The sequence below is a fragment of the Curtobacterium sp. MCBD17_030 genome (assembly GCF_003224255.1).
In the GTDB taxonomy this organism is placed as follows: Bacteria; Actinomycetota; Actinomycetes; order Actinomycetales; family Microbacteriaceae; genus Curtobacterium.
Genome location: NZ_QKLI01000019.1, coordinates 1 through 20854, shown reverse-complemented (window position 1 = coordinate 20854; position 20854 = coordinate 1). Strand labels below are relative to the sequence as shown.

19 protein-coding genes are annotated in these 20854 nt (G+C 69.9%); 15 read left to right on the top strand and 4 right to left on the bottom strand.

Annotation, left to right across the window (positions count from 1 at the left end; all coding sequences use genetic code 11):
• Positions 1 to 14 precede the first annotated feature (14 nt).
• Together DEI89_RS14130 and DEI89_RS14125 are read right to left on the bottom strand one after the other, a co-directional pair.
• Entirely contained in the window at positions 15 to 320 is a 306-nt protein-coding gene (locus tag DEI89_RS14130; RefSeq protein WP_110904700.1) for a hypothetical protein, read from the bottom strand.
• 78 nt (positions 321 to 398) lie between these two features.
• The gene (locus DEI89_RS14125; RefSeq protein WP_110904699.1) at positions 399 to 1949 is read right to left on the bottom strand and encodes an amino acid permease; all 1551 of its coding nucleotides are present in this window, start codon (positions 1947 to 1949) and stop codon (positions 399 to 401) included.
• A 45-nt stretch (positions 1950 to 1994) separates the two neighbouring features.
• Between DEI89_RS14125 and DEI89_RS14120 the strand changes: the two genes are divergently transcribed.
• On the top strand, positions 1995 to 3188 hold the full coding sequence (locus tag DEI89_RS14120) for a mechanosensitive ion channel family protein (protein WP_181421675.1): 1194 nt from the start codon (positions 1995 to 1997) through the stop codon (positions 3186 to 3188).
• Positions 3189 to 3293: 105 nt separating this feature from the next.
• On the opposite strand, the gene DEI89_RS14115 is transcribed toward DEI89_RS14120, so the two are convergent.
• Positions 3294 to 3485 carry a hypothetical protein gene (locus DEI89_RS14115; RefSeq protein ID WP_110904698.1) on the bottom strand — a complete coding sequence of 64 codons (192 nt, stop codon included), beginning with the start codon at positions 3483 to 3485 and terminating at the stop codon, positions 3294 to 3296.
• Positions 3486 to 3583: 98 nt separating this feature from the next.
• Here DEI89_RS14115 and DEI89_RS14110 point away from each other — a divergent pair, with 98 nt between their 5' ends.
• Positions 3584 to 4735 carry an SLC13 family permease gene (locus DEI89_RS14110; protein WP_110904697.1) on the top strand — a complete coding sequence of 384 codons (1152 nt, stop codon included), beginning with the start codon at positions 3584 to 3586 and terminating at the stop codon, positions 4733 to 4735.
• A gap of 47 nt (positions 4736 to 4782) precedes the next feature.
• Here DEI89_RS14110 and DEI89_RS14105 read toward each other — a convergent pair whose 3' ends face one another.
• The gene (locus DEI89_RS14105) at positions 4783 to 5754 is read right to left on the bottom strand and encodes a magnesium transporter CorA family protein (protein WP_110904696.1); all 972 of its coding nucleotides are present in this window, start codon (positions 5752 to 5754) and stop codon (positions 4783 to 4785) included.
• A 160-nt stretch (positions 5755 to 5914) separates the two neighbouring features.
• Here DEI89_RS14105 and otsA point away from each other — a divergent pair, with 160 nt between their 5' ends.
• The 13 genes from otsA to DEI89_RS14040 all read left to right on the top strand — a co-directional run bounded on the left by otsA (position 5915) and on the right by DEI89_RS14040 (position 20442).
• Entirely contained in the window at positions 5915 to 7507 is a 1593-nt protein-coding gene (gene otsA / locus DEI89_RS14100) for an alpha,alpha-trehalose-phosphate synthase (UDP-forming) (RefSeq protein WP_110904695.1), read from the top strand.
• On the top strand, positions 7500 to 8297 hold the full coding sequence (gene otsB, locus DEI89_RS14095; RefSeq protein WP_110904694.1) for a trehalose-phosphatase: 798 nt from the start codon (positions 7500 to 7502) through the stop codon (positions 8295 to 8297). Before otsA ends, otsB begins: the two co-directional genes overlap by 8 nt.
• A 105-nt stretch (positions 8298 to 8402) precedes the next feature.
• Entirely contained in the window at positions 8403 to 10097 is a 1695-nt protein-coding gene (ilvD, locus tag DEI89_RS14090) for a dihydroxy-acid dehydratase (protein WP_110904693.1), read from the top strand.
• 47 nt (positions 10098 to 10144) lie between these two features.
• A complete protein-coding gene (locus DEI89_RS14085) occupies positions 10145 to 11965 on the top strand; it encodes an acetolactate synthase large subunit (RefSeq protein WP_110904692.1) in 1821 nt (606 codons plus the stop codon).
• Positions 11962 to 12462, top strand: a complete 501-nt coding sequence (ilvN, locus tag DEI89_RS14080) for an acetolactate synthase small subunit (protein WP_110904691.1) — start codon at positions 11962 to 11964, stop codon at positions 12460 to 12462. The genes DEI89_RS14085 and ilvN overlap by 4 nt, the downstream gene beginning before the upstream one ends.
• Before the next feature lie 43 nt (positions 12463 to 12505).
• Entirely contained in the window at positions 12506 to 13531 is a 1026-nt protein-coding gene (gene ilvC / locus DEI89_RS14075) for a ketol-acid reductoisomerase (RefSeq protein ID WP_110904690.1), read from the top strand.
• A 207-nt stretch (positions 13532 to 13738) separates the two neighbouring features.
• Positions 13739 to 14929: a mannitol-1-phosphate 5-dehydrogenase gene (locus DEI89_RS14070; RefSeq protein WP_110904689.1), complete on the top strand. Its 1191-nt coding sequence runs from the start codon at positions 13739 to 13741 to the stop codon at positions 14927 to 14929.
• 26 nt (positions 14930 to 14955) lie between these two features.
• Positions 14956 to 15378: a hypothetical protein gene (locus DEI89_RS14065; RefSeq protein WP_110904688.1), complete on the top strand. Its 423-nt coding sequence runs from the start codon at positions 14956 to 14958 to the stop codon at positions 15376 to 15378.
• Positions 15375 to 15758: a hypothetical protein gene (locus DEI89_RS14060; protein WP_110904687.1), complete on the top strand. Its 384-nt coding sequence runs from the start codon at positions 15375 to 15377 to the stop codon at positions 15756 to 15758. Before DEI89_RS14065 ends, DEI89_RS14060 begins: the two co-directional genes overlap by 4 nt.
• Before the next feature lie 80 nt (positions 15759 to 15838).
• Positions 15839 to 17428 (top strand): phosphoglycerate dehydrogenase, encoded by a 1590-nt coding sequence (gene serA / locus DEI89_RS14055; protein WP_110904686.1) that lies wholly within the window; start codon positions 15839 to 15841, stop codon positions 17426 to 17428.
• A 9-nt stretch (positions 17429 to 17437) separates the two neighbouring features.
• Positions 17438 to 18508, top strand: coding sequence for a 3-isopropylmalate dehydrogenase (locus DEI89_RS14050; protein WP_110904685.1), 1071 nt, complete (start codon positions 17438 to 17440; stop codon positions 18506 to 18508).
• Between the two features lie 14 nt (positions 18509 to 18522).
• Entirely contained in the window at positions 18523 to 19662 is a 1140-nt protein-coding gene (locus DEI89_RS14045) for a branched-chain amino acid aminotransferase (protein WP_110904684.1), read from the top strand.
• A 9-nt stretch (positions 19663 to 19671) separates the two neighbouring features.
• A complete protein-coding gene (locus tag DEI89_RS14040) occupies positions 19672 to 20442 on the top strand; it encodes a fumarylacetoacetate hydrolase family protein (protein ID WP_110904683.1) in 771 nt (256 codons plus the stop codon).
• Positions 20443 to 20854 lie beyond the last annotated feature (412 nt).

Sequence of the window (20854 nt, the reverse complement as noted above, 5' to 3'; positions counted from 1 at the left end):
ACGACGCTGCCGCGCTACGACGCCGACGGCATCGGCGCGCCGAGCGCCGAGCGCAGCGCCATGTCCGCGAGTGACTCGTCCGCGGGGGAGAGCAGCACCCGCCAGATGTCCGCCAGCGTGACGAACTCCACGCACACGGCGTCGAAGTCGCACTCCTCGATGCGCCAACCGAGGACGGCCTCCATCGGAACGGGCAGCAGGGTGTCCTGTTCGAAGCTGGTCTCGGCCGTCACGCGGTCGCGGAACACGCGGACCCGGCAGAGCGCACCACGCCAGGTGTGCTGCAGGTCGAGCGTCGGGAGAACAGGGGAGTCCGGCACCCGCTGATCGTACCTGCGGGTGCCGGACTCGTGTCGACCCTCGCGGGGCCGTGTGCTTCCTGGTGTGGGACCGGACGGTCAGGCGCCGCTGTCGGCGCCGTCGCCGCCGTCACGACGACGGACCTGTGCTGCCGGGTCGCGACCGTTCACCGGGTACGGCCCGGTGACGCCCTGTCGCAGCGAGGCGATGCGCAGGATGCGGTCACGCTGCAGGAACCAGCCGACGACGAGCAGCGGGATGACGATCACGAGGGACGCGATCGTGTACGTCCCGACCGGGTAGTCGATCGCCATGAGCACGACCACCGAGGCGAGGAACGCCAGGGTCAGCCAGCTCGTCACCGGTGCGCCGGGCAGTCGGAACGTCGGTTCCTTCGCGAGCCCCTGCTTGGCCCACTGCCGCAGCTTCATCTGGCAGAGGATGATCGTGCCCCACGCCGTGATGATGCCGAGGCTCGCGATGTTCAGGGCGATCTCGAACGCCTGCCCGGGGACGAAGTAGTTGAGCACGACTCCGGCGACGGTGAACGCGGCGGTCAGCAGGATGCCGGCGTACGGCACCCCGCCCTTCGACATCTTCGTGGTCCACTTCGGTGCCGACCCGTTCATGCCCATCGAGTGCAGCGCGCGGCCGGTCGAGTACAGCCCGGCGTTCAGCGAGGACAGCGCCGCGGTGAGCACGACGAAGTTCATGATCGACCCGACGACGACGCCGACCTGCGGGTTCCCGATCGACGAGAAGAACGTCACGAACGGGCTCTCGCCCTCCTTGTACGCGGTGTACGGCAGCAGGATGGACAGCAGCACGATCGAGCCGACGTAGAACACCGCGATGCGGAAGACGACGGAGTTGATGGCGCGGGGGATGACCTTCTCGGTGTCCTGGGTCTCACCGGACGCGGTGCCGACGAGCTCGATGGCGGCGTAGGCGAACACGACGCCCTGGATCACCAGGACTGCGGGCAGGACCCCGTTCGGCAGGATCCCGCCGTTGTCGCCCCAGATCGAGAAGCCGGTGCGGACGGCTTCGCCGCCGGCCTCGACGGGGAACGCGAAGACGAGCCAGATGATCGCGACCACCAGGAACGCGACGAGGGCGGCGACCTTGATGAGTGCGAACCAGAACTCGAGCTCGCCGAAGACCTTCACCGCGACCATGTTGGCGGCGAGGACGACGAGCAGTGCGATGAGGGCGAGCAACCACTGCGGTGCCGCCGTGAACGCCGACCAGTACTTCAGGTAGACCGCGACCGCGGTGGTGTCGACGATCGAGGTCATCGCCCAGTTGAGGAAGTACATCCAGCCGGCGGCGTACGCGAACTTCTCGCCGTAGAACTCGCGCGCGTACGAGATGAACGAGCCGGAGGACGGCCGGTGCAGCACGAGTTCACCGAGCGCCCGCAGGATGAAGAAGGCGAAGACGCCGGCGATCAGGTAGGTGATCGCCAGTGCCGGGCCCGCGGTGTGCAGTCGGCCTCCGGCGCCGAGGAAGAGCCCCGTGCCGATGGCGCCGCCGATGGCGATCATCTGCAGCTGGCGGGGCTTCAACCCGTGCTGGTAGCCCTCTTGCTCGTGCGAGAAGTCGTTCGCGGGAGCGCGGTCAACGCCCGTTTCGTTCTTCGCTGTCATGGCGAGAACGCTACCGGTGCACGTCTGCTGGGCCACCATGGAGGGATGGACATCCTCCTCCGACTCCTCGTCGCGATCGGGTTCGCCCTGCTCGTCACGGCAGCAGCCGCACTCGTCCTGCACCTGGTCTTCCGTGCACTCGCCCGGCGGGAACGCTGGGCGGCTGCGCTCTCGCGACGGACGAAACACCCGACCCGCGCCACCCTGCTCGTCGCCCTGCTCTGGACGGCGTTCACCACGAGCGTGCCGGACGACCTCCGCCGCTTCCCCTGGCGGGACGACGTCTCGCACGTGTTCCTCATCGCGATGATCGGCGTCGGCTGCTGGCTGGCGTGCGAGCTCGCGATCTTCCTCGAGAGCCTCGGGTTGCACCGCTACCGCGTCGACGTCCCGGACAACCGGGTGGCACGCCGGGTCCGCACGCAGGTCCTCATCATCCGGCGGCTCACCGTCGCCGTCCTCGTCATCATCGCCGTCGGCGCGATCCTGCTGACCTTCCCCGGGGTCGAGGCCGCCGGCGCCAGCGTCCTCGCGAGCGCCGGTCTCCTCTCGGTGATCGCCGGTCTCGCCGCCCAGTCCATGCTCGGCAACGTGTTCGCGGGCATGCAGCTCGCGTTCTCCGGGTCGATCCGGGTGGACGACGTCGTCGTGGTCGAGGGGCAGTGGGGCCGCATCGAGGAGATCACCCTCACCTACGTCGTCGTGCACCTGTGGGACGACCGCCGGTTCGTCCTGCCGTCGACGTACTTCACCAGCACCCCGTTCGAGAACTGGACGCGGACCAGCAGCGAACTGCTCGGCGCGGTCGAGTTCGACCTGGACTGGCGGGTCAGCCCCTCCGAGATGCGCCTGGAACTCGACCGGATCCTCGCCACGAGCACGATCTGGGACGGCCGCACCAAGGTGCTCCAGGTCACGGACGCCGTGGGCGGCTTCGTCCGGGTCCGCATCCTCGTGACCGCGCCGGACGCGGGCGGTCTGTTCGACCTGCGCTGCTACGTCCGGGAGGAGATGGTCGAGTGGATGCAGCGGCAGCACCCGGAGGCGCTCCCGCTGCAGCGCATGCAGCTCACCGAGACGACCACCACACCGAGGGCCCGGCGCGGGCCGCGGAGCGAGAACGACTCGCAGCTGTTCGGCGAGGGCGACGAGCGCTCCGCCCTCTTCACCGGCCCGATCCGGACCTCGGGCATCCGCCCCGACGAGGTCCCGCCGGACAGCGAGGACCAGCACCGGTAGGCGCCGCGGCCGCGGAGCCGCCACCACGACGGACGGGAGGCCCGGTACCAGCTGGTACCGGGCCTCCCGTCCGTCGTGGTGGTCGCGTCGCGACCGCCGGCACGACTAGCGCTGCTTGGACTTCACCGCGCGGTCGTCCTCGACGACCGTGCCCACGGCCACGATCGTCGTCGCGAGCCAGGCCACCCAGGTGAGGGCGAGCCGCCAGTCGCGCGGACCGCGCCTGGACGTCTGCAGCACGCTGTAGCCGCTGATGAGCGAGCCCCACACCGCACCACTGAACATGAACTTCCGCACGGGTTCCTCCTGTCGTCGTCCTGGCCACGTTACCGGGCGCTACATTGGAGCGCCGCCGGGCGCACAGGGACTCCGGCTCACCACCGAGGAGTCACATCGTGCGCCAAGCAGTCATCGGAGCCGTCCTGCTCGCCGTCGGCGCGGTGTGCGTCGCCCTCGGCCTGCTCCCGGTGCCGGAACTCGGCGCCCTCGCCGCCCGCGTCCTGCCCGTCCTCGGGTTCGTCCTGGGCCTGACCGTCGTCTCCGAACTCGCCGCGGACGCCGGAGTGTTCGACCGCCTGGCCGACGTCGCCGCCCGGATCGGTGGCGGTCGGACCATCGGACTGTGGGGCGCCGTCGTCGTGCTCGCCGTGGTCTGCACCGTCTTCCTGTCGATCGACACCACCGCGGTGCTGCTCACCCCGATCGTCATCACGCTCGCCCGCCGGGTGGGTCTGCCGCCGATGCCGTTCGCCCTGACCACGGTCTGGCTGGCGAACACCGCGTCCCTGCTGCTGCCGGTGTCGAACCTCACCAACCTGCTCGCCGTAGACCGGATCGGGCTGGACGGTCCGTTGCCGTTCGCCGGCCTGATGGTCTGGGCGGCGCTCGCCGGGGTCGTGGTGCCCTGCGCGGTGCTGCTCGTGGTGTTCCGCCGCTCGCTGTCCGGCCGGTACACGTCGGTCGGCCTGCGGAAGGCCGCCGACCCGGTGTTCTTCTGGGCGGCCTCCGCGGTGCTCGTCGCCCTCGTCGTCGCCCTGACCGCGGGGGTCGAGGTCTGGGTGGCCGCCGTCGTCGCCGCCGTCCTGCTCGTCGTCGTCGCGGCCTTCCGGGCGCCGCCCGGACTCAGGCCCTCCCGGGTGCCGTGGTCGACGCTCGTCTTCGCCGCCGGGCTCTTCGTCGTCGTCGAGACCCTGCACGCGACCGGCGTCTCCGACCCCGTCGTGCACGCCCTGGCCGGCGGCACGGGCAGCGGCTCCCTGCTGCTCCTCGGCGGCGCGGGCGCGGTCGCGGCGAACGCGATCGACAACCTGCCCGCGTACCTCGTGCTCGAGCCGGCGGCAGGGCACGAGGCCCTGCGGTACGCGGCCCTGCTCGTCGGCGTGAACGCGGGCTGCCTCGTCACACCGTGGGCCTCGCTCGCGACGCTGCTCTGGCACGCGCGGCTCACCGCCGAGGGCATCCACCTGTCGTGGGGGCGCTACCTCGCGCTCGGGTGCGTGGTGGCACCGCTCACGGTCGTGGCGGGTGTGTTCGCGCTGGCGATCTGAGCGCGGTGGCCCGTCCACGGTTGTGCGCGCGGGTGCGGCGTCCCGCGTCAGAGCCAGTCGCGGTGCTTGAACGACCGGTAGAGCAGCAGTGACGACGCGACGGTGAGCGCGATCGAGGCCCACAGCCCGCTCCACTCGCCCTCGCCGGGGAACTGCACGTTCTGCCCGAAGAAGCTCGTGATGCCGGTCGGGATCGCGATGATCGCCGCCCAGCTCGTCACCTTCTTCATCACCGTGTTCTGCCGGTTGGACGCCAGGTTGAGGTTCGTGTCGAGGACGCTCGAGACCGCGTCCCGCTGCTGATCGACGGAGTCGGCGATCGACACCAGGTGGTCCTCGACGTCCCGGAAGTACGGACGGACGCCGTCGATGATCGTCTCGGCGTCCCCGTGCAGCAGCGAGCCGACACTGTCCCGTGTCGGGACGACGAGTCGGCGGAGCACCCCGAGTGCCTTGCGCAGACGGAACGACCGGCGCTGGATCTGCTGCTCGCGCGGGTCGCCGTTCTCGAAGAGGTCGTCCTCGAGCGCGTCGATGTCCCGCTCGATCGTCTCGAGGACGCTCGTGGCGTGGTCGACCACGGTGTCGAGCAGACCCCACAGCAGCCACGGGACGCCGTGGTCGGCGAGGTCGCTGTTCGCGTCCCACCGGCGCTGCACCGCGGCGGTGTCGAAGTCGGGGCCGTGGATGGTGACGAGGGCGTGGTGCGTGACGAACGCCTTCACCTCGTGGGTGACGAGCTCGCCGTCCTTCCCCGGAGCATGTGCGTCGTAGACCACCAGGAACAGGCCGTCCCGGTACCGGTCGAGCTTCGGGCGCTGCCCACTCTCCACGGCGTCCTCCACCGCGAGGGCGTGGATGCCGAGTTCCTCCTGGACCTGTTCGAGATCCGACGCCTGCGGGTCCGTGAAGTCCACCCAGACGAAGGCGCCGTCGCGGGCGACGAGGTCCGAGACCTGCTCGACCGGGAAGTCCCGCTCCGCCGACGAACCGTCCTGCCAGCAACGCGTGCTCACCATGGCGCTGAGCCTAGTGTCGCTGCGCTGCGTGGCGGACGCGCCCCCGGGCCTCCCGGCCGAGCGCGGGTGAACGTCCCCTCAGCCGGGCCACCCGTGCGCTGGTAGTTTCGGTGCCGACGCCCCGGCAGGCCGCCGGGCAGGAACGGAGCACCCGCCACCCATGCCCGCAGACCGCACCGACACCACGCGCTACGCCTTCGTCGTCGCCTCCAACCGCCTCCCCGTGGACCGCGTCGTCGAAGACGACGGCACCGAGGGTTGGCGGCACTCGCCGGGCGGTCTCGTCACCGCACTCGAGCCGGTGATGCGCGCGAACGACGGCGCCTGGGTCGGCTGGGTCGGGCAGCCGGACGTCACGGTCGAGCCGTTCGACAACGAGGGCATCCACATCGTGCCGGTGCCGCTCAGCGCGGACGACGTGCAGGAGTACTACGAGGGCTTCAGCAACGACACGCTGTGGCCGCTCTACCATGACGTGATCGAGCACCCGAGCTACCACCGCGACTGGTGGAACGCGTACAAGCGCGTGAACCAGCGCTTCGCGGAGCAGATCGCCGAGATCACCGAGCAGGACGGCATCGTCTGGGTGCAGGACTACCAGCTGCAACTCGTGCCGGCGTTGCTCCGTGCACTCCGCCCGGACCTGACCATCGGCTTCTTCAACCACATCCCGTTCCCGCCGGTCGGCATCTACGCGCAGCTGCCGTGGCGTGCCCAGATCCTGGACGGCCTGCTCGGAGCCGACGTGATCGGGTTCCAGCGGCAGGACGACGCCAGCGACTTCCTCCGCGCGGTGCGGCACATCAAGGGCTACACGACGAAGGGGTCGACGGTGGACGTCCCCGTCGACGACCCGAAGGCACCGCGCAGCCGCAAGGGCATCACGGTCCGGCACGTCGAGGCCCGGCACTTCCCGATCTCGATCGACGCCGAGAGCTTCGAGGAGATCGCCCGACGACCGGAGGTGCAGCAGCGCGCGAAGGAGATCCGCGACGGACTCGGCAACCCGAAGACCGTCCTGCTCGGCGTGGACCGACTCGACTACACCAAGGGCATCCGACACCGCATCAAGGCGTTCGGCGAACTGGTCGAGGACGGGCGCCTCGCCGTCGAGGACGCCGCGCTCATCCAGGTCGCGAGCCCGAGCCGCGAGCGCGTCGACACCTACCGGATGCTCCGCGACGAGATCGAGCTGAGCGTCGGTCGGATCAACGGCGACCTCGGCGTCATCGGTCACCAGCCGATCTCCTACCTGCACCACGGCTACCCGCGCGAGGAGATGGTCGCGCTGTACCTGGCCGCCGACATCATGCTCGTCACGGCGCTGCGCGACGGCATGAACCTGGTCGCGAAGGAGTACGTCGCGTCCCGCCACGACAACGACGGCGTCCTGATCCTGTCCGAGTTCGCCGGTGCCGCCGACGAGCTCAAGCAGGCCGTGATCGTCAACCCGCACGACATCGGGGCGCTGAAGGACTCGATCCAGCGAGCGATCGAGATGCCCCGCCGTGAGCGCTCGACCCGGATGCGTGCTCTCCGCAAGCGCGTGAAGGACAACGACGTGGCCCGGTGGTCGCGCTCGTTCCTCGAGGCGCTCGACCGGCACGCTCCGAAGGGCGCTCAGATCGACCCGGAGTCGGTCGAACAGGGCGAGCCGCACCGCGAGGCCCAGACCGACGGGACGTCGATCTTCGACCAGGACGCGCAGAAGGCCCGCGCCGCCGAGGACACCCGGGAGGACCGTGATGCGTGACGAGCCCACGAGCACTGACCAGACCACGGACGGCGGTCTCGAGCAGGCCCTCGGGACGCTCGCGGCTGCGCCGCGACTGCTCGTGGCACTCGACTTCGACGGCACGCTCGCACCGTTCGCCGACGACCCGGCCGACGTCGGTGCCCTGCCCGGCAGCTGGGCCGCCGTGCTCACCCTGCAGCGGGCACGGGACACCGAGGTCGTGCTCGTCTCCGGACGGCCGCTCGGCAGCCTCGCGGCGGTGACCCACGCCCCGGACGGCATGGCGCTCGTCGGCTCGCACGGCGTCGAGTGGCGGGTCTACGGCCACGACGAGGACGCCCTCACTGCGGACGAGTCCGCCCGGGTGGCCCGCATCGGTGCGGCGCTCGACGAGGTCGGCGCACGGCACCCGGGCGTCGTCATCGAGCACAAGCCGGCCGGTCACGGCGTGCACACACGACGGGTGAGCGCGGACGAGGCCGCTGTGGCGAACGCGGACGCCAGCCGCGCGGCCCACGACGCGGACCCCGACGTCCTGGAGCGCGGTGGCAAGGACATCGTCGAGTTCGCGGTCCGGCACGTCACCAAGGGCGACGCGATCGAGCGCCTGCGGGAGCTCCGTGGCGCGGACGCGGTCTTCTTCGCCGGCGACGACGTGACCGACGAGGACGGCTTCCGCGCGCTCCACGACGGGGACGTCGGCGTGAAGGTGGGGGAGGGCGACACGCTCGCCGGACACCGCGTCGCCGACCCTGCTGGACTGACCGTCGTCCTGAAGCAGCTGGCACGCCTCCGGGCCACGCGCTGAACCGGGGCCGGGAGCGCACGCACCAGAGCCTCCCGGCCAGGGGCAACACCATGCGCACGCATGGTGTTGCGCCATTGGTATCCCAAACGGTCCTAGACTCTGGACATGCCTGACATCGACGTGAAGCCGCGTAGCCGGGTCGTCACCGACGGGATCGAAGCAACCACTTCGCGTGGCATGCTGCGGGCCGTCGGGATGGGCGACGAGGACTGGGAGAAGCCGCAGATCGGCATCGCCTCGTCGTGGAACGAGATCACCCCCTGCAACCTGTCCCTCGACCGCCTCGCGCAGGGCGCCAAGGAAGGCGTCCACGGCGGCGGCGGGTACCCGCTGCAGTTCGGCACCATCTCGGTGTCCGACGGCATCTCGATGGGCCACGAGGGCATGCACTTCTCGCTCGTCTCGCGTGAGGTCATCGCGGACAGCGTCGAGACCGTCGTGAGCGCCGAGCGCCTCGACGGCACCGTGCTGCTCGCCGGCTGCGACAAGTCGCTGCCCGGCATGCTGATGGCCGCCGCGCGCCTGGACCTGTCGAGCGTGTTCCTCTACGCGGGTTCGGTCATGCCGGGCTACGTCAAGCAGGCCGACGGCACGATGAAGGAAGTCACGATCATCGACTCCTTCGAAGGCGTCGGCGCATGCAAGGCCGGCACCATGAGCGAGGAAGAGCTCAAGAAGATCGAGTGTGCGATCGTCCCGGGCGAGGGCGCCTGCGGCGGGATGTACACCGCCAACACGATGGCGAGCCTGGCCGAGGCGCTCGGCATGTCGCTGCCGGGCTCCGCTGCGCCGCCGAGCGCCGACCGCCGCCGCGACTACTACGCGCACCGCTCCGGTGAAGCCGTCGTCAACCTGCTCCGCAAGGGCATCACCGCCCGCGACATCCTGACGCGCGAGGCGTTCGAGAACGCCATCACCGTGCTCATGGCCCTCGGCGGGTCGACGAACGCGGTGCTGCACCTGCTCGCGATCGCGCACGAGGCCGAGGTCGAGCTCACCCTCGACGACTTCAACCGGATCGGTGCCGCGGTGCCGCACCTGGCCGACATGAAACCGTTCGGCAAGTACGTCATGGTGGACGTCGACCGGAACGGCGGCATCCCCGTGATCATGAAGGCGCTGCTCGACGCGGGCCTGCTGCACGGCGACTGCATGACGGTGACCGGCAAGACCGTCGCCGAGAACCTCGCCGAGATCGACCCGCCGGAGCTCGACGGCGAGGTCTTCCGGAAGATCGACAACCCCATCCACGCCACCGGCGGCCTGACGATCCTGCAGGGCTCGTTCGCGCCGGAGGGCGCAGTCGTGAAGACCGCCGGGTTCGACGCCGACGTGTTCGAGGGGCCGGCGCGGGTGTTCGACCGCGAGCGCGCCGCCATGGACGCCCTCACCGAGGGGACGATCCAGAAGGGCGACGTGGTGGTCATCCGCTACGAGGGCCCGAAGGGCGGACCGGGCATGCGCGAGATGCTCGCCATCACCGCGGCCATCAAGGGCGCGGGGCTGGGCAAGGATGTACTACTCTTGACGGACGGTCGATTCTCAGGCGGCACAACCGGCCTCTGCATCGGCCACATCGCACCGGAAGCCGTGGACGCAGGTCCAGTGGCGTTCGTGCGCGATGGCGACCGCATCCGTGTCGACATCCCCGCTCGCTCGCTCGACCTACTGGTCGACCCGGGCGAGTTGGAAGCCCGCCGTGACGGCTGGGCTCCGTTGCCCCCGCGCTACACCCGCGGAGTCCTCGCGAAGTACGCCAAGCTCGTCCAGTCCGCTGCCACCGGCGCGGTCACGGGCTGACGTCGACACCCCGCAAAATCGCCATCCCTCCAGGCAAGGAACCGTTCATGCCCACGGAAGCCACACCGCTGTCCGCTGCCGGAGCACGTCGTTCGCCGGAGGTCCTGACCGGCTCGGGAGCCGTCCTGCGGACGCTCGAGCACCTCGGGATCACCGACGTCTTCGGCCTCCCCGGCGGCGCGATCATCCCGTTCTACGACGAGCTCATGGCGTCGACGACGATCCGTCACATCCTGGTCCGGCACGAGCAGGGCGCCGGTCACGCCGCCGAGGGCTACGCGTCCTCGTCCGGCAAGGTCGGCGTCGCCATCGCCACCTCCGGCCCCGGCGCGACGAACCTCGTCACCGCCATCGCCGACGCCTACATGGACTCGGTGCCGTTCATCGCCATCACCGGCCAGGTGTTCTCGACGCTGATGGGCACCGACGCCTTCCAGGAGGCCGACATCGTCGGCATCACGATGCCGATCACGAAGCATTCGTTCCTGGTCACCAAGCCCGAGGACGTCCCCGCGACGCTCGCGGCGGCGCACCTGATCGCGACGACGGGCCGGCCCGGCCCGGTGCTCGTCGACATCACCAAGGACGCCCAGCAGAAGTCGGCGCCGTACATCTGGCCACCGAAGCTCGACCTCCCCGGGTACCGCCCGGTCACGAAGGCGCACGGCAAGCAGATCACCGCCGCGGCCCAGCTGCTCGCCGAGTCGAACCGCCCCGTGCTCTACGTCGGTGGCGGCGTGATCCGGTCCGGCGCGTCCGCGGAGCTCCTGGCGTTCGCCGAGGCCACCGGCGCCCCGGTCGTGACGACGCTGATGGCTCGAGGCGCCTTCCCCGACTCGCACGCGCAGCACCTCGGCATGCCGGGCATGCACGGCACGGTGCCGGCGGTGCTCGGGCTGCAGGAGAGCGACCTGATCATCGCGCTCGGCGCCCGCTTCGACGACCGTGTCACGGGCAAGGTCGACGACTTCGCTCCGCACGCCAAGGTCGTGCACGTGGACATCGACCCGGCCGAGATCTCGAAGATCCGGTACGCCGACGTCCCGATCGTCGGTGACGCGAAAGAGGTCCTCGTCGACCTCGTGGCGGCGTGGGCCGACGTGCCGGTCGACCAACGAGCCTCCACCGCGGACTGGTGGGCGCACCTCAACCAGCTGCTCGAGGACTTCCCGCTCGGCTACACCGAGCCGACCGACGGACTGCTCGCACCGCAGGCGATCATCAAGCGCATCGGTGAGATGACCGGGCCCGAGGGTGTCTTCGCCTCCGGTGTCGGTCAGCACCAGATGTGGTCCGCGCAGTTCATCCAGTACGAGCGCCCGAACGCATGGCTGAACTCCGGCGGCGCTGGCACGATGGGCTACTCGGTCCCGGCGGCCATGGGCGCCAAGGTCGCCCAGCCCGACCGGGTGGTGTGGGCGATCGACGGCGACGGCTGCTTCCAGATGACGAACCAGGAACTCGCGACCTGCGTCATCAACGACATCCCGATCAAGGTCGCGATCATCAACAACTCCTCGCTCGGCATGGTGCGGCAGTGGCAGACGCTGTTCTACGACGGGCGCCACTCGTTCACGGACCTGCAGACCGGCCACGGCACCCGTCGGGTCCCGGACTTCGTGAAGCTCGCGGACGCGTACGGGGCGCTCGGGATCCGGGTCGAGAAGGCCGAGGACGTCGACGCGGCCATCCAGCTCGCGCTCGACACCAACGACCGCCCGGTGGTCATCGACTTCGTGGTCAGCCGCGACTCGATGGTCTGGCCGATGGTCCCGCAGGGGATCGGCAACTCGTCCATCCAGTACGCCCGCGACCTCGCCCCGACGTGGGACGACGAGGACGCTGACATGACGGGGGAGCCCGCATGAGCCACGTCCTGTCCCTCCTCGTCGAGGACAAGCCGGGTCTGCTGACCCGCGTCGCCGGCCTGTTCGCCCGGCGCGGTTTCAACATCGAGTCCCTCGCCGTCGGCAACACCGAGGTGGACGGCCTCAGCCGCATCACCGTCGTGGTGGACGTCGAGGACCTCCCGCTCGAGCAGGTGACGAAGCAGCTCAACAAGCTCGTCAACGTCATCAAGATCGTGGAGCTCGACTTCCCCCAGTCGGTGCAGCGCGAACACATGCTCGTCAAGGTGCGGGTCGACAACCAGACCCGGTCCGCGGTGCTCGACGCCGTGACGCTCTTCCGGGCGCAGGTCGTCGACGTCGCCACCGACTCGCTCGTCGTCGAGGTGACCGGTGACCCCGGCAAGATCCAGGCGATCCTGCGCGTCCTCGAGCCCTACGGCATCAAGGAGCTGGCCCGCGCCGGACTCCTCGGCATGGGCCGCGGACCGAAGAGCATCACCGACCGGGTGCGCTGAGCACCGGTCGCCCCAGACACCCCAACCAAGGAGACCACGCACCGTGACTGACATCGTGTACGACGCCGACGCCGACCTGAGCCTCATCCAGGGCAAGAAGGTCGCCGTCATCGGCTACGGCTCGCAGGGCCACGCCCACGCACTCAACCTCCGCGACTCCGGCGTCGAGGTCAAGATCGGCCTCAAGGAGGGCTCGAAGAGCCGCCAGAAGGCCGAAGAGGCCGGCTTCGAGGTCCACACGCCCGCCGACGCCACCGCCTGGGCCGACGTCGTCGTCATCCTCGCGCCGGACCAGGTCCAGCGCATCGTCTACAAGGACGACATCGCCCCGAACCTCAAGCAGGGCGCGACCCTCGTCTTCGGCCACGGCTTCAACATCCGCTACGGCTACATCGAGGCCCCCGAGGGCGTCGACGTGTCGCTCGTCGCGCCGAAGGGCCCGGGCCACACGGTGCGTCGCGAGTACGAGGCCGGCCGCGGCGTCCCCGTGATCGTCGCGGTCGAGGTCGACGCCTCGGGCAGCGCCTGGGACCTCGCCTGGTCCTACTCGAAGGCCATCGGCGGCCTGCGCTCCGGCGGTATCAAGACGACCTTCACCGAGGAGACCGAGACGGACCTGTTCGGCGAGCAGGCCGTCCTCTGCGGTGGCACCTCGCAGCTGATCCAGTACGGCTTCGAGACCCTGGTCGAGGCCGGGTACCAGCCGCAGATCGCCTACTTCGAGGTCCTGCACGAGCTCAAGCTGATCGTCGACCTGATCTGGGAGGGCGGCCTCACCAAGCAGCGCTGGTCGATCTCCGACACGGCCGAGTTCGGTGACTACGTCTCCGGCCCGCGCGTGATCTCGCCCGAGGTCAAGGAGAACATGAAGGCGGTGCTCGCCGACATCCAGGACGGCACCTTCGCGAAGCGCTTCATCGAGGACCAGGACGCCGGCGCGCCGGAGTTCACGGCCCTCCGCGAGAAGGGCGAGGGCCACCCGGTCGAGGCGACCGGCCGCGAGCTCCGCAAGCTCTTCGCGTGGAAGCAGGCCGACTCGGACTACGTCGACGGTTCGGCCGCGCGGTAGTCTGCCCGAGACAAGCTCGACCCGCGAGGCGGCGGTGCACTGCACCGCCGCCTCTCGATGTGACCCGGACACCATGCAGCAGCTCCTCCAGTACCCCGACGTCTCCCGAGGACGTCAGCGCAGCGCCGTGACGCGCTCCGTCGCCGTCCCCTCCGTCCTCTCCACACCGTGGCAGGCACGGTCCGTCGAGCATGGGATGATCGTTCGATGGCGGTGACGAGACGAGCGGTCCACATCGGCGCCGGCAAGATCGGGCGCGGGTTCGTGGGCCAGTTCCTCGTGGCGAGCGGCTACGACCTCACCTTCGTCGACGTCGACGAGCGTGTGGTCTCCGCCCTCAACGAAGCCGGCCGGTTCGTGGTGCACGAGGTCGGTGAGATGCCCGTCGAGCACCTGGTCCACGGGTTCCGTGCGCTGAACAGCAAGACCGACCGTGACCGCGTCGTGCAGGCGATCGCCGACGCCGACGTCGTCACGACGGCCGTCGGCGCACGCACCCTGCCCCTCGTGGCGCCGCTCATCGCGGAGGGGCTGGCCGCACGCCCGATCGACCGCGGCGGCGTCACGATCGTGGCCTGCGAGAACGCCTTCAACGCCACCGACTCGCTGCACGCCAGCATCCGACGCGCGCCAATCCTCGAGGACCGCGACATCGCCGCCGTCTTCGCCAACTGCGCGATCGACCGCATCGTCCCCGACCAGTCCGGGGTGCTCGGACAGTCCGGCGGCCTCGACGTCGTCCTCGAACCGTTCTACGAGTGGGTCATCGAGCGCACGCCGTTCGCCGGGACCGGCTCCGAGCCTCCCGTCATCGACGGCGTGACCTGGGTCGACGACCTGCAGCCGTTCGTGGAGCGGAAGCTCTACACCGTCAACACGGCGCACGGAGCCGCCGCGTACCACGGCTGGGTCCGCGGCATCGGGCTCATCCGGGAGGCCCTGCAGGACCCGGACGTGCGGGCTGAGGTGGACGGGGTGCTCGCGGAGACGACCGCGCTGCTCGTCGCGAAGCACGGCTTCGACCCGGCGGACCACGCCCGCTACGTCGCGGCGAACCTGACCCGCATCGCGAACCCGCTCCTGCCCGACACCACCCGTCGTGTCGGTCGCAACCCGCTCCGCAAGCTCGGTCGTCGTGAACGCTTCATCGGCCCGGCCGCGCAGCTCGCCGAGCGCGGCCTGCCCGTCGACCACCTCATCGGTGCGGTCCGCGTCGCGCTGGAGTTCGACGACCAGGACGACCCCGAGTCGATCGAGCTGCACGCCCTGCTCCGCTCCGGTGCCACCGCGCACGCCCTGACCGAGATCCTGACCGGACTCATGGAGGGCCATCCGCTGTTCCCGGCCGTCCGCGACGTCGTCGCCGGTGTCCTCGAGACCCAGCCCGCGCAGGCATGAGCGGCGACCCTCGTAGGATCGACGGCATGACCGAGGCGCGCGAAGCCGACGACGACGCCGCCCTGTCGTGGGATGACGCCGAGGACGCGACGCACGTCGACGCCGCGCGCAACCCGATCGCCGTCAAGGAACGGGACTCCCGTGATCCCGACGCGCCCGAGACGTCCGGGGCGCTCATCGGGTTCGGTGTCTTCGGCGGGCTGTACCTGCTCTACACCGTCGCGTGGCTGCTCACGGCCTCGACCAGCTACCTGTCGACGACCGACGCGGTGCTGTCCGGCTTCGTCACGCTGCTCCGTTTCCTGGCGATCGTCGCGCCGGCGCTCTGGTTCGCCGTGGTGATCTGGGTCGCCCGCACCCGCAGCACGCGCACGCGGTTGCTCTGGATGCTGCTCGGCGCCGTCGTCCTGTTCCCGTGGCCGTTCCTGATGACGCGGAGCTTCGGGTGAGCGCCGTCGAGCGCCCCGCTGGCGGGTCCCGCACCCCAGGAGCACTGGCCGGACGGATCGTCGTCTGGGTGTTCTTCGCGGCGCTGTTCGCCTACATGACCGCGCAGAGCGTCGGCAACTTCGTGGTGATCACCGACAAGCTGCAGAAGTTCAACGAGTTCGTCGGGTCCGCCGGTGGAGCGTCCCTGCAGCGATCCGTGCCGTGGGTGTGGCTGGTCCTCGACGTCCTCATCCCGCCACTCGCGTACGCGGTCGGCGTGTGGGTGACCCGACGGTCGACGGCGGTCATGACCGTCGCGGTGCTCGTCGTCGCCTTCGCCGCCGCGGGGGCGCTGTGGCTCACGCTGCAGCTCTACGTGCCGAGCCTCGTCGAGCTCTGACCCGCTCCCGGCGTCGTAACCGGGTCCGGCCGTCGGTAGGGTGGTGGTACACCACCCGTCTCGTGTGAGGAACCGCAGTCGTGTCGAAGCCGGTCGTCTTGATCGCCGAAGAACTCTCGCCCGCCACCGTCGACGCCCTCGGGCCCGACTTCGAGATCAGGAACGTGGACGGTACCGACCGTCCAGCGCTGCTCGGGGCGCTGTCCGACGCGCACGCGATCCTGGTGCGCTCCGCGACCAAGGTCGACGCCGAGGCGATCGCCGCGGCCCCGGAGCTCAAGGTCATCGCCCGTGCCGGCGTCGGCCTCGACAACGTCGACATCAAGGCGGCGACGACCGCCGGCGTGATGGTCGTCAACGCGCCGACGTCCAACATCATCTCCGCGGCCGAGCTGACGGTCGGGCACATCCTGTCGCTCGCCCGCCACATCCCGGCAGCGCACGCGTCGCTGGCTGCCGGTGCCTGGAAGCGGTCGTCGTACACCGGTGTCGAGCTCTACGAGAAGACGGTCGGCATCATCGGCCTCGGCCGCATCGGTGCCCTGATCACCCAGCGTCTGCAGGCGTTCGGCGTCTCGGTCATCGCGTACGACCCCTACGTGACCTCGGCCCGCGCCCAGCAGCTCGGCGTCGAACTCGTCTCGCTCGAGGACCTGCTCCGGCGCGCGGACTTCACCACGATCCACATGCCGAAGACACCCGAGACGGTGGGCATGATCTCCGACGAGCAGTTCGCGCTGATGAAGCCGACCGCCTTCGTCGTGAACGTCGCCCGCGGCGGGCTCATCGACGAGGACGCGCTGCACCGGGCGCTGACGTCGAACACCATCGCCGGCGCCGGTCTCGACGTGTTCGTGTCCGAGCCGCCGAAGGACTCGGCGCTCGTGTCCCTGCCGAACGTCGTCGTGACCCCGCACCTCGGTGCCTCCACCGACGAAGCGCAGGAGAAGGCCGGTGTCGCCGTCGCCAAGTCGGTCCGCCTCGCGCTCGGCGGCGAGCTCGTCCCCGACGCGGTCAACGTCGCCGGTGGTGTCATCGACCCGTACGTCCGCCCGGGCATCCCGCTGGTCGAGAAGCTCGGCCAGGTCTTCACGGCTATGGCGACCTCGCCCGTGACGAGCATCGACGTCGAGGTGCACGGCGAGCTCGCCGCGTACGACGTCAGCGTGCTGAAGCTCGCGGCGCTGAAGGGCGTGTTCACCGACGTCGTCAGCGATCAGGTGTCCTACGTCAACGCGCCGCTCATCGCCGAGCAGCGCGGTGTCACCGTCCGGCTCATCACCGACGCGGACAGCCCCGAGTACCGCAACCTCCTCACGATCCGCGGTGCCCAGTCGGACGGCCCGGCGATCAGCGTCTCGGGCACCCTCACCGGCCCGAAGCAGGTCGAGAAGCTCGTCGAGATCAACGGGTACGACGTCGAGGTCGCCCTCGACAAGCACCACGTCGTGATGGCGTACACGGACCGTCCGGGCATCGTCGCGGTCTACGGCAAGGAGTTCGGTGAGGCGGGGATCAACATCGCCGCGATGCAGATCGCCCGTCAGTCCGCCGGCGGTGAGGCGCTCAGCGTGCTGACCGTCGACTCGCCGGTGCCGGACGACGTCCTCGAGCACGTCCGCTCGACGATCGACGCAGCCTCGCTGCGTGAGATCGACATCACGCTCTAGGAGACCCTCATGTCGCAGACGCTCAGGTTGGCCGTCATCCGTGGCGACGGCATCGGCCCGGAGGTCGTGGACGAAGCACTGAAGGTCCTGCACGCGGTGACCGACGGTGACCTCGACGTGCAGGAGACCCCGTTCTCGCTGGGAGCCGAGCGCTTCCTGGCGACCGGGGACATCCTCACCGACGACGACCTGGCGGCGCTGGCGGGACATGACGCGATCCTGCTCGGCGCCGTCGGCGGTGACCCTCGTGACCCGCGCCTCGCCGGGGGCATCATCGAGCGCGGCCTGCTGCTGAAGCTGCGGTTCGCGTTCGACCACTACGTCAACCTGCGGCCGACCAAGGTGCACGCGGCGGTCGGTTCGCCCCTCGCCGACCCGGGCGAGGTGGACTTCGTCGTCGTCCGCGAGGGAACCGAGGGCCCGTACGTCGGCAACGGCGGCGCCATCCGGGTCGCCACCCCGCACGAGATCGCCACCGAGGTCTCGCTCAACACCGCGCACGGTGTCGAACGGGTCGTGCGGTACGCCTTCGACCTCGCGATGCGGCGCCCGCGGAAGCACCTGACCCTGGTGCACAAGAGCAACGTCCTGGTGCACGCCGGCTCGCTCTGGCAGCGGACCGTCGCCGCGGTCGGTGCCGAGTACCCGGAGGTGGCGGTCGACTACCAGCACGTGGACGCGGTCACCATCCACATGGTGCGCGAGCCCTCCCGGTTCGACGTCATCGTCACCGACAACCTCTTCGGCGACATCATCACCGACCTCGCCGGCGCCATCAGCGGTGGCATCGGCCTCGCGGCCTCCGGCAACCTCAACCCCGACGGCACCTTCCCCAGCATGTTCGAGCCGGTCCACGGGTCCGCACCGGACATCGCCGGCCAGCAGTCCGCCGACCCCACCGCCGCGGTCCTCTCGGTCGCCCTGCTGCTCGACCACGTCGGCCGGGCGGACCTGGCGGGCGCGGTGACCCGCGCGGTGGAGGCCGACCTCGCCAGCCGGGGCACCACCCGACGGTCCACGGCCCAGATCGGCGACGCCATCGCCGGAGCCGCGGCAGCCGCACGCACCACCACGGCCTGACAGGAGCCACCCGCATGAGCGACAGCACCACCGAGACCACCGACACCGACTTCGCCCTCGACTTCTCGACGACCCCGTCTCCGGAGCGCCGTGCCGCCGCCGAGCGCGAGGAGATCCTCGCCGACCCCGGGTTCGGCAAGCACTTCACGGACCACATGGCCTCGGTGGAGTGGACGATCGACGACGGCTGGCACGACGCCTCGGTCCACGCGTACGGACCGCTCTCCCTGGATCCGAGTGCGAGTGTCCTGCACTACGCGCAGGAGATCTTCGAGGGCATGAAGGCCTACCGGCACGCCGACGGTTCCATCTGGGCGTTCCGTCCGGACGCGAACGCCCGTCGGTTCGCCCGCTCCGCCCGTCGGCTCGCGCTGCCGGAGCTGCCCGAATCGGTGTTCGTCGAGTCGATCCGCCGGCTCGTCGCGGCGGACCAGGACTGGGTGCCGTCCGCTCCGGAGACGAGCCTGTACCTCCGCCCCTTCATGATCGCGACCGAGTCGTTCCTCGGTGTCCGTGCTGCGAACGAGGTGCAGTACCACTGCATCGCGAGTCCGGCGGGCCCGTACTTCACGTCCGGCCCGAAGCCGGTGTCGATCTGGCTCTCGACGCAGTACGCCCGCGCCGCCCGGGGCGGCACCGGAGCCGCGAAGACCGGTGGCAACTACGCGGCGTCGTTGCTGCCGCAGCAGGAGGCGTACGAACACGGTTGCCAGCAGGTGATGTTCCTGGACTCCGAGAAGGGCGAGTACCTGGAGGAGCTCGGCGGCATGAACGTCGTCCTGGTGCGCTCCGACGGCACGCTCGTCACGCCGGACTCGGACTCGATCCTCGAAGGCATCACCCGGGACTCGATCCTGCAGCTCGCACTCGACCGCGGTCTCAGCGTGGAACGTCGTGCGGTGTCCCTCGCCGAGTGGCGCGACGGAGTCGCCGACGGCACCATCACCGAAGCGTTCGCGTGTGGCACCGCCGCGGTCGTCACCCCGATCGCGGAACTGCGCGGTGACGGCTTCACCATCGGCTCGCCGACGACCGGGGCCGGAGAACTGACGATGTCCCTGCGCGAGGAACTGACGGACATCCAGTACGGCCGCCGCCCCGACCCGCACGGCTGGATGGTCCGGCTCACGGACCCGACGCCGAGCGCTGAGTAGGGTCGACCCGTGAAGATCGCACGGTTCAGCACCGAGGGGGAGGACCCCCGCTACGGCATCCTCGACGAGCGCGCACTGGTGGTGCTCGCCGGCGACCCGATGTACCAGGGCTTCGAGACGACGGGGGAGCGGGTGTCCCTGAAGGACGCGAAGCTGCTCGCCCCCGTCATCCCGCGGTCGAAGGTGATCGGAGTCGGCCTCAACTACGCCGAGCACGTCTCGGAGATGGAGGAGCGGACCGCGGACGACCCTGTCGTGTTCCTCAAGCCGAACACCTCGGTGATCGGCCCCGAGGACCCGATCCGTCTGCCCGCCGACATCGGCCGCGTCGACCACGAGGGCGAGCTGGCCATCGTGGTCGGCTCCCTCGCCAAGAACGTGGCGAAGGAGGACTTCGCGAGCGTGATCCTCGGGTACACGATCGCGAACGACGTCACCGCGCGCGACCTGCAGGCTCGCGACGGTCAGTGGGCGCGAGCGAAGGGGTTCGACACGTTCTGCCCGCTCGGCCCGGTCATCGAGACGGAGATCGACCCGTCCGACATCCGGCTCGAGACGCGCGTCGACGGCGACCTCCGCCAGGCAGCCTCCACGAACGAGATGATCCACGACATCCCGACGTTGATCGAGTTCATCTCGTCGATCTGGACGCTGCTGCCCGGCGACGTCATCCTCACCGGGACCCCCGCCGGCGTCGGGCAGATCCGCGACGGCGAGGTGGTGGAGGTCACGATCTCCGGCATCGGTTCGCTCCGCAACCCGGTCATCGCCCGGCACTGAGCGCCCGGAGCCGACCTGGAGGCCCGACACCGTCATGGTGTCGGGCCTCCGTCCGTCTCGAGGCCGGCCTGGTTTCGTCGCTGCTCGGCATGGACGGACGGCACGACACGCCCGGGATCGGACCTGGTTGGCAGGCCCTCGGACCGTGTGTAGAGTAATCACTCGTTGCCGCTGAGGCGGAACGGAACGGCCGAGACGGTCACCGGGTGAACAGCCCGGAGATGCAGTCCGGACGGGATCCGGCTCCAGCAACCACCCCCATCGATCAGGTGTCGACTTCGTGTCGGTCATCCGGTGGGTTCGAGAACGACAGCCTCTCTGGCGTGACATCGTGATGGTGTTGGGTGGGGAGTGCGTCTGGTCCTTGAGAACTCAACAGCGTGCACATTGTCAATGCCAATTTTATTGACCT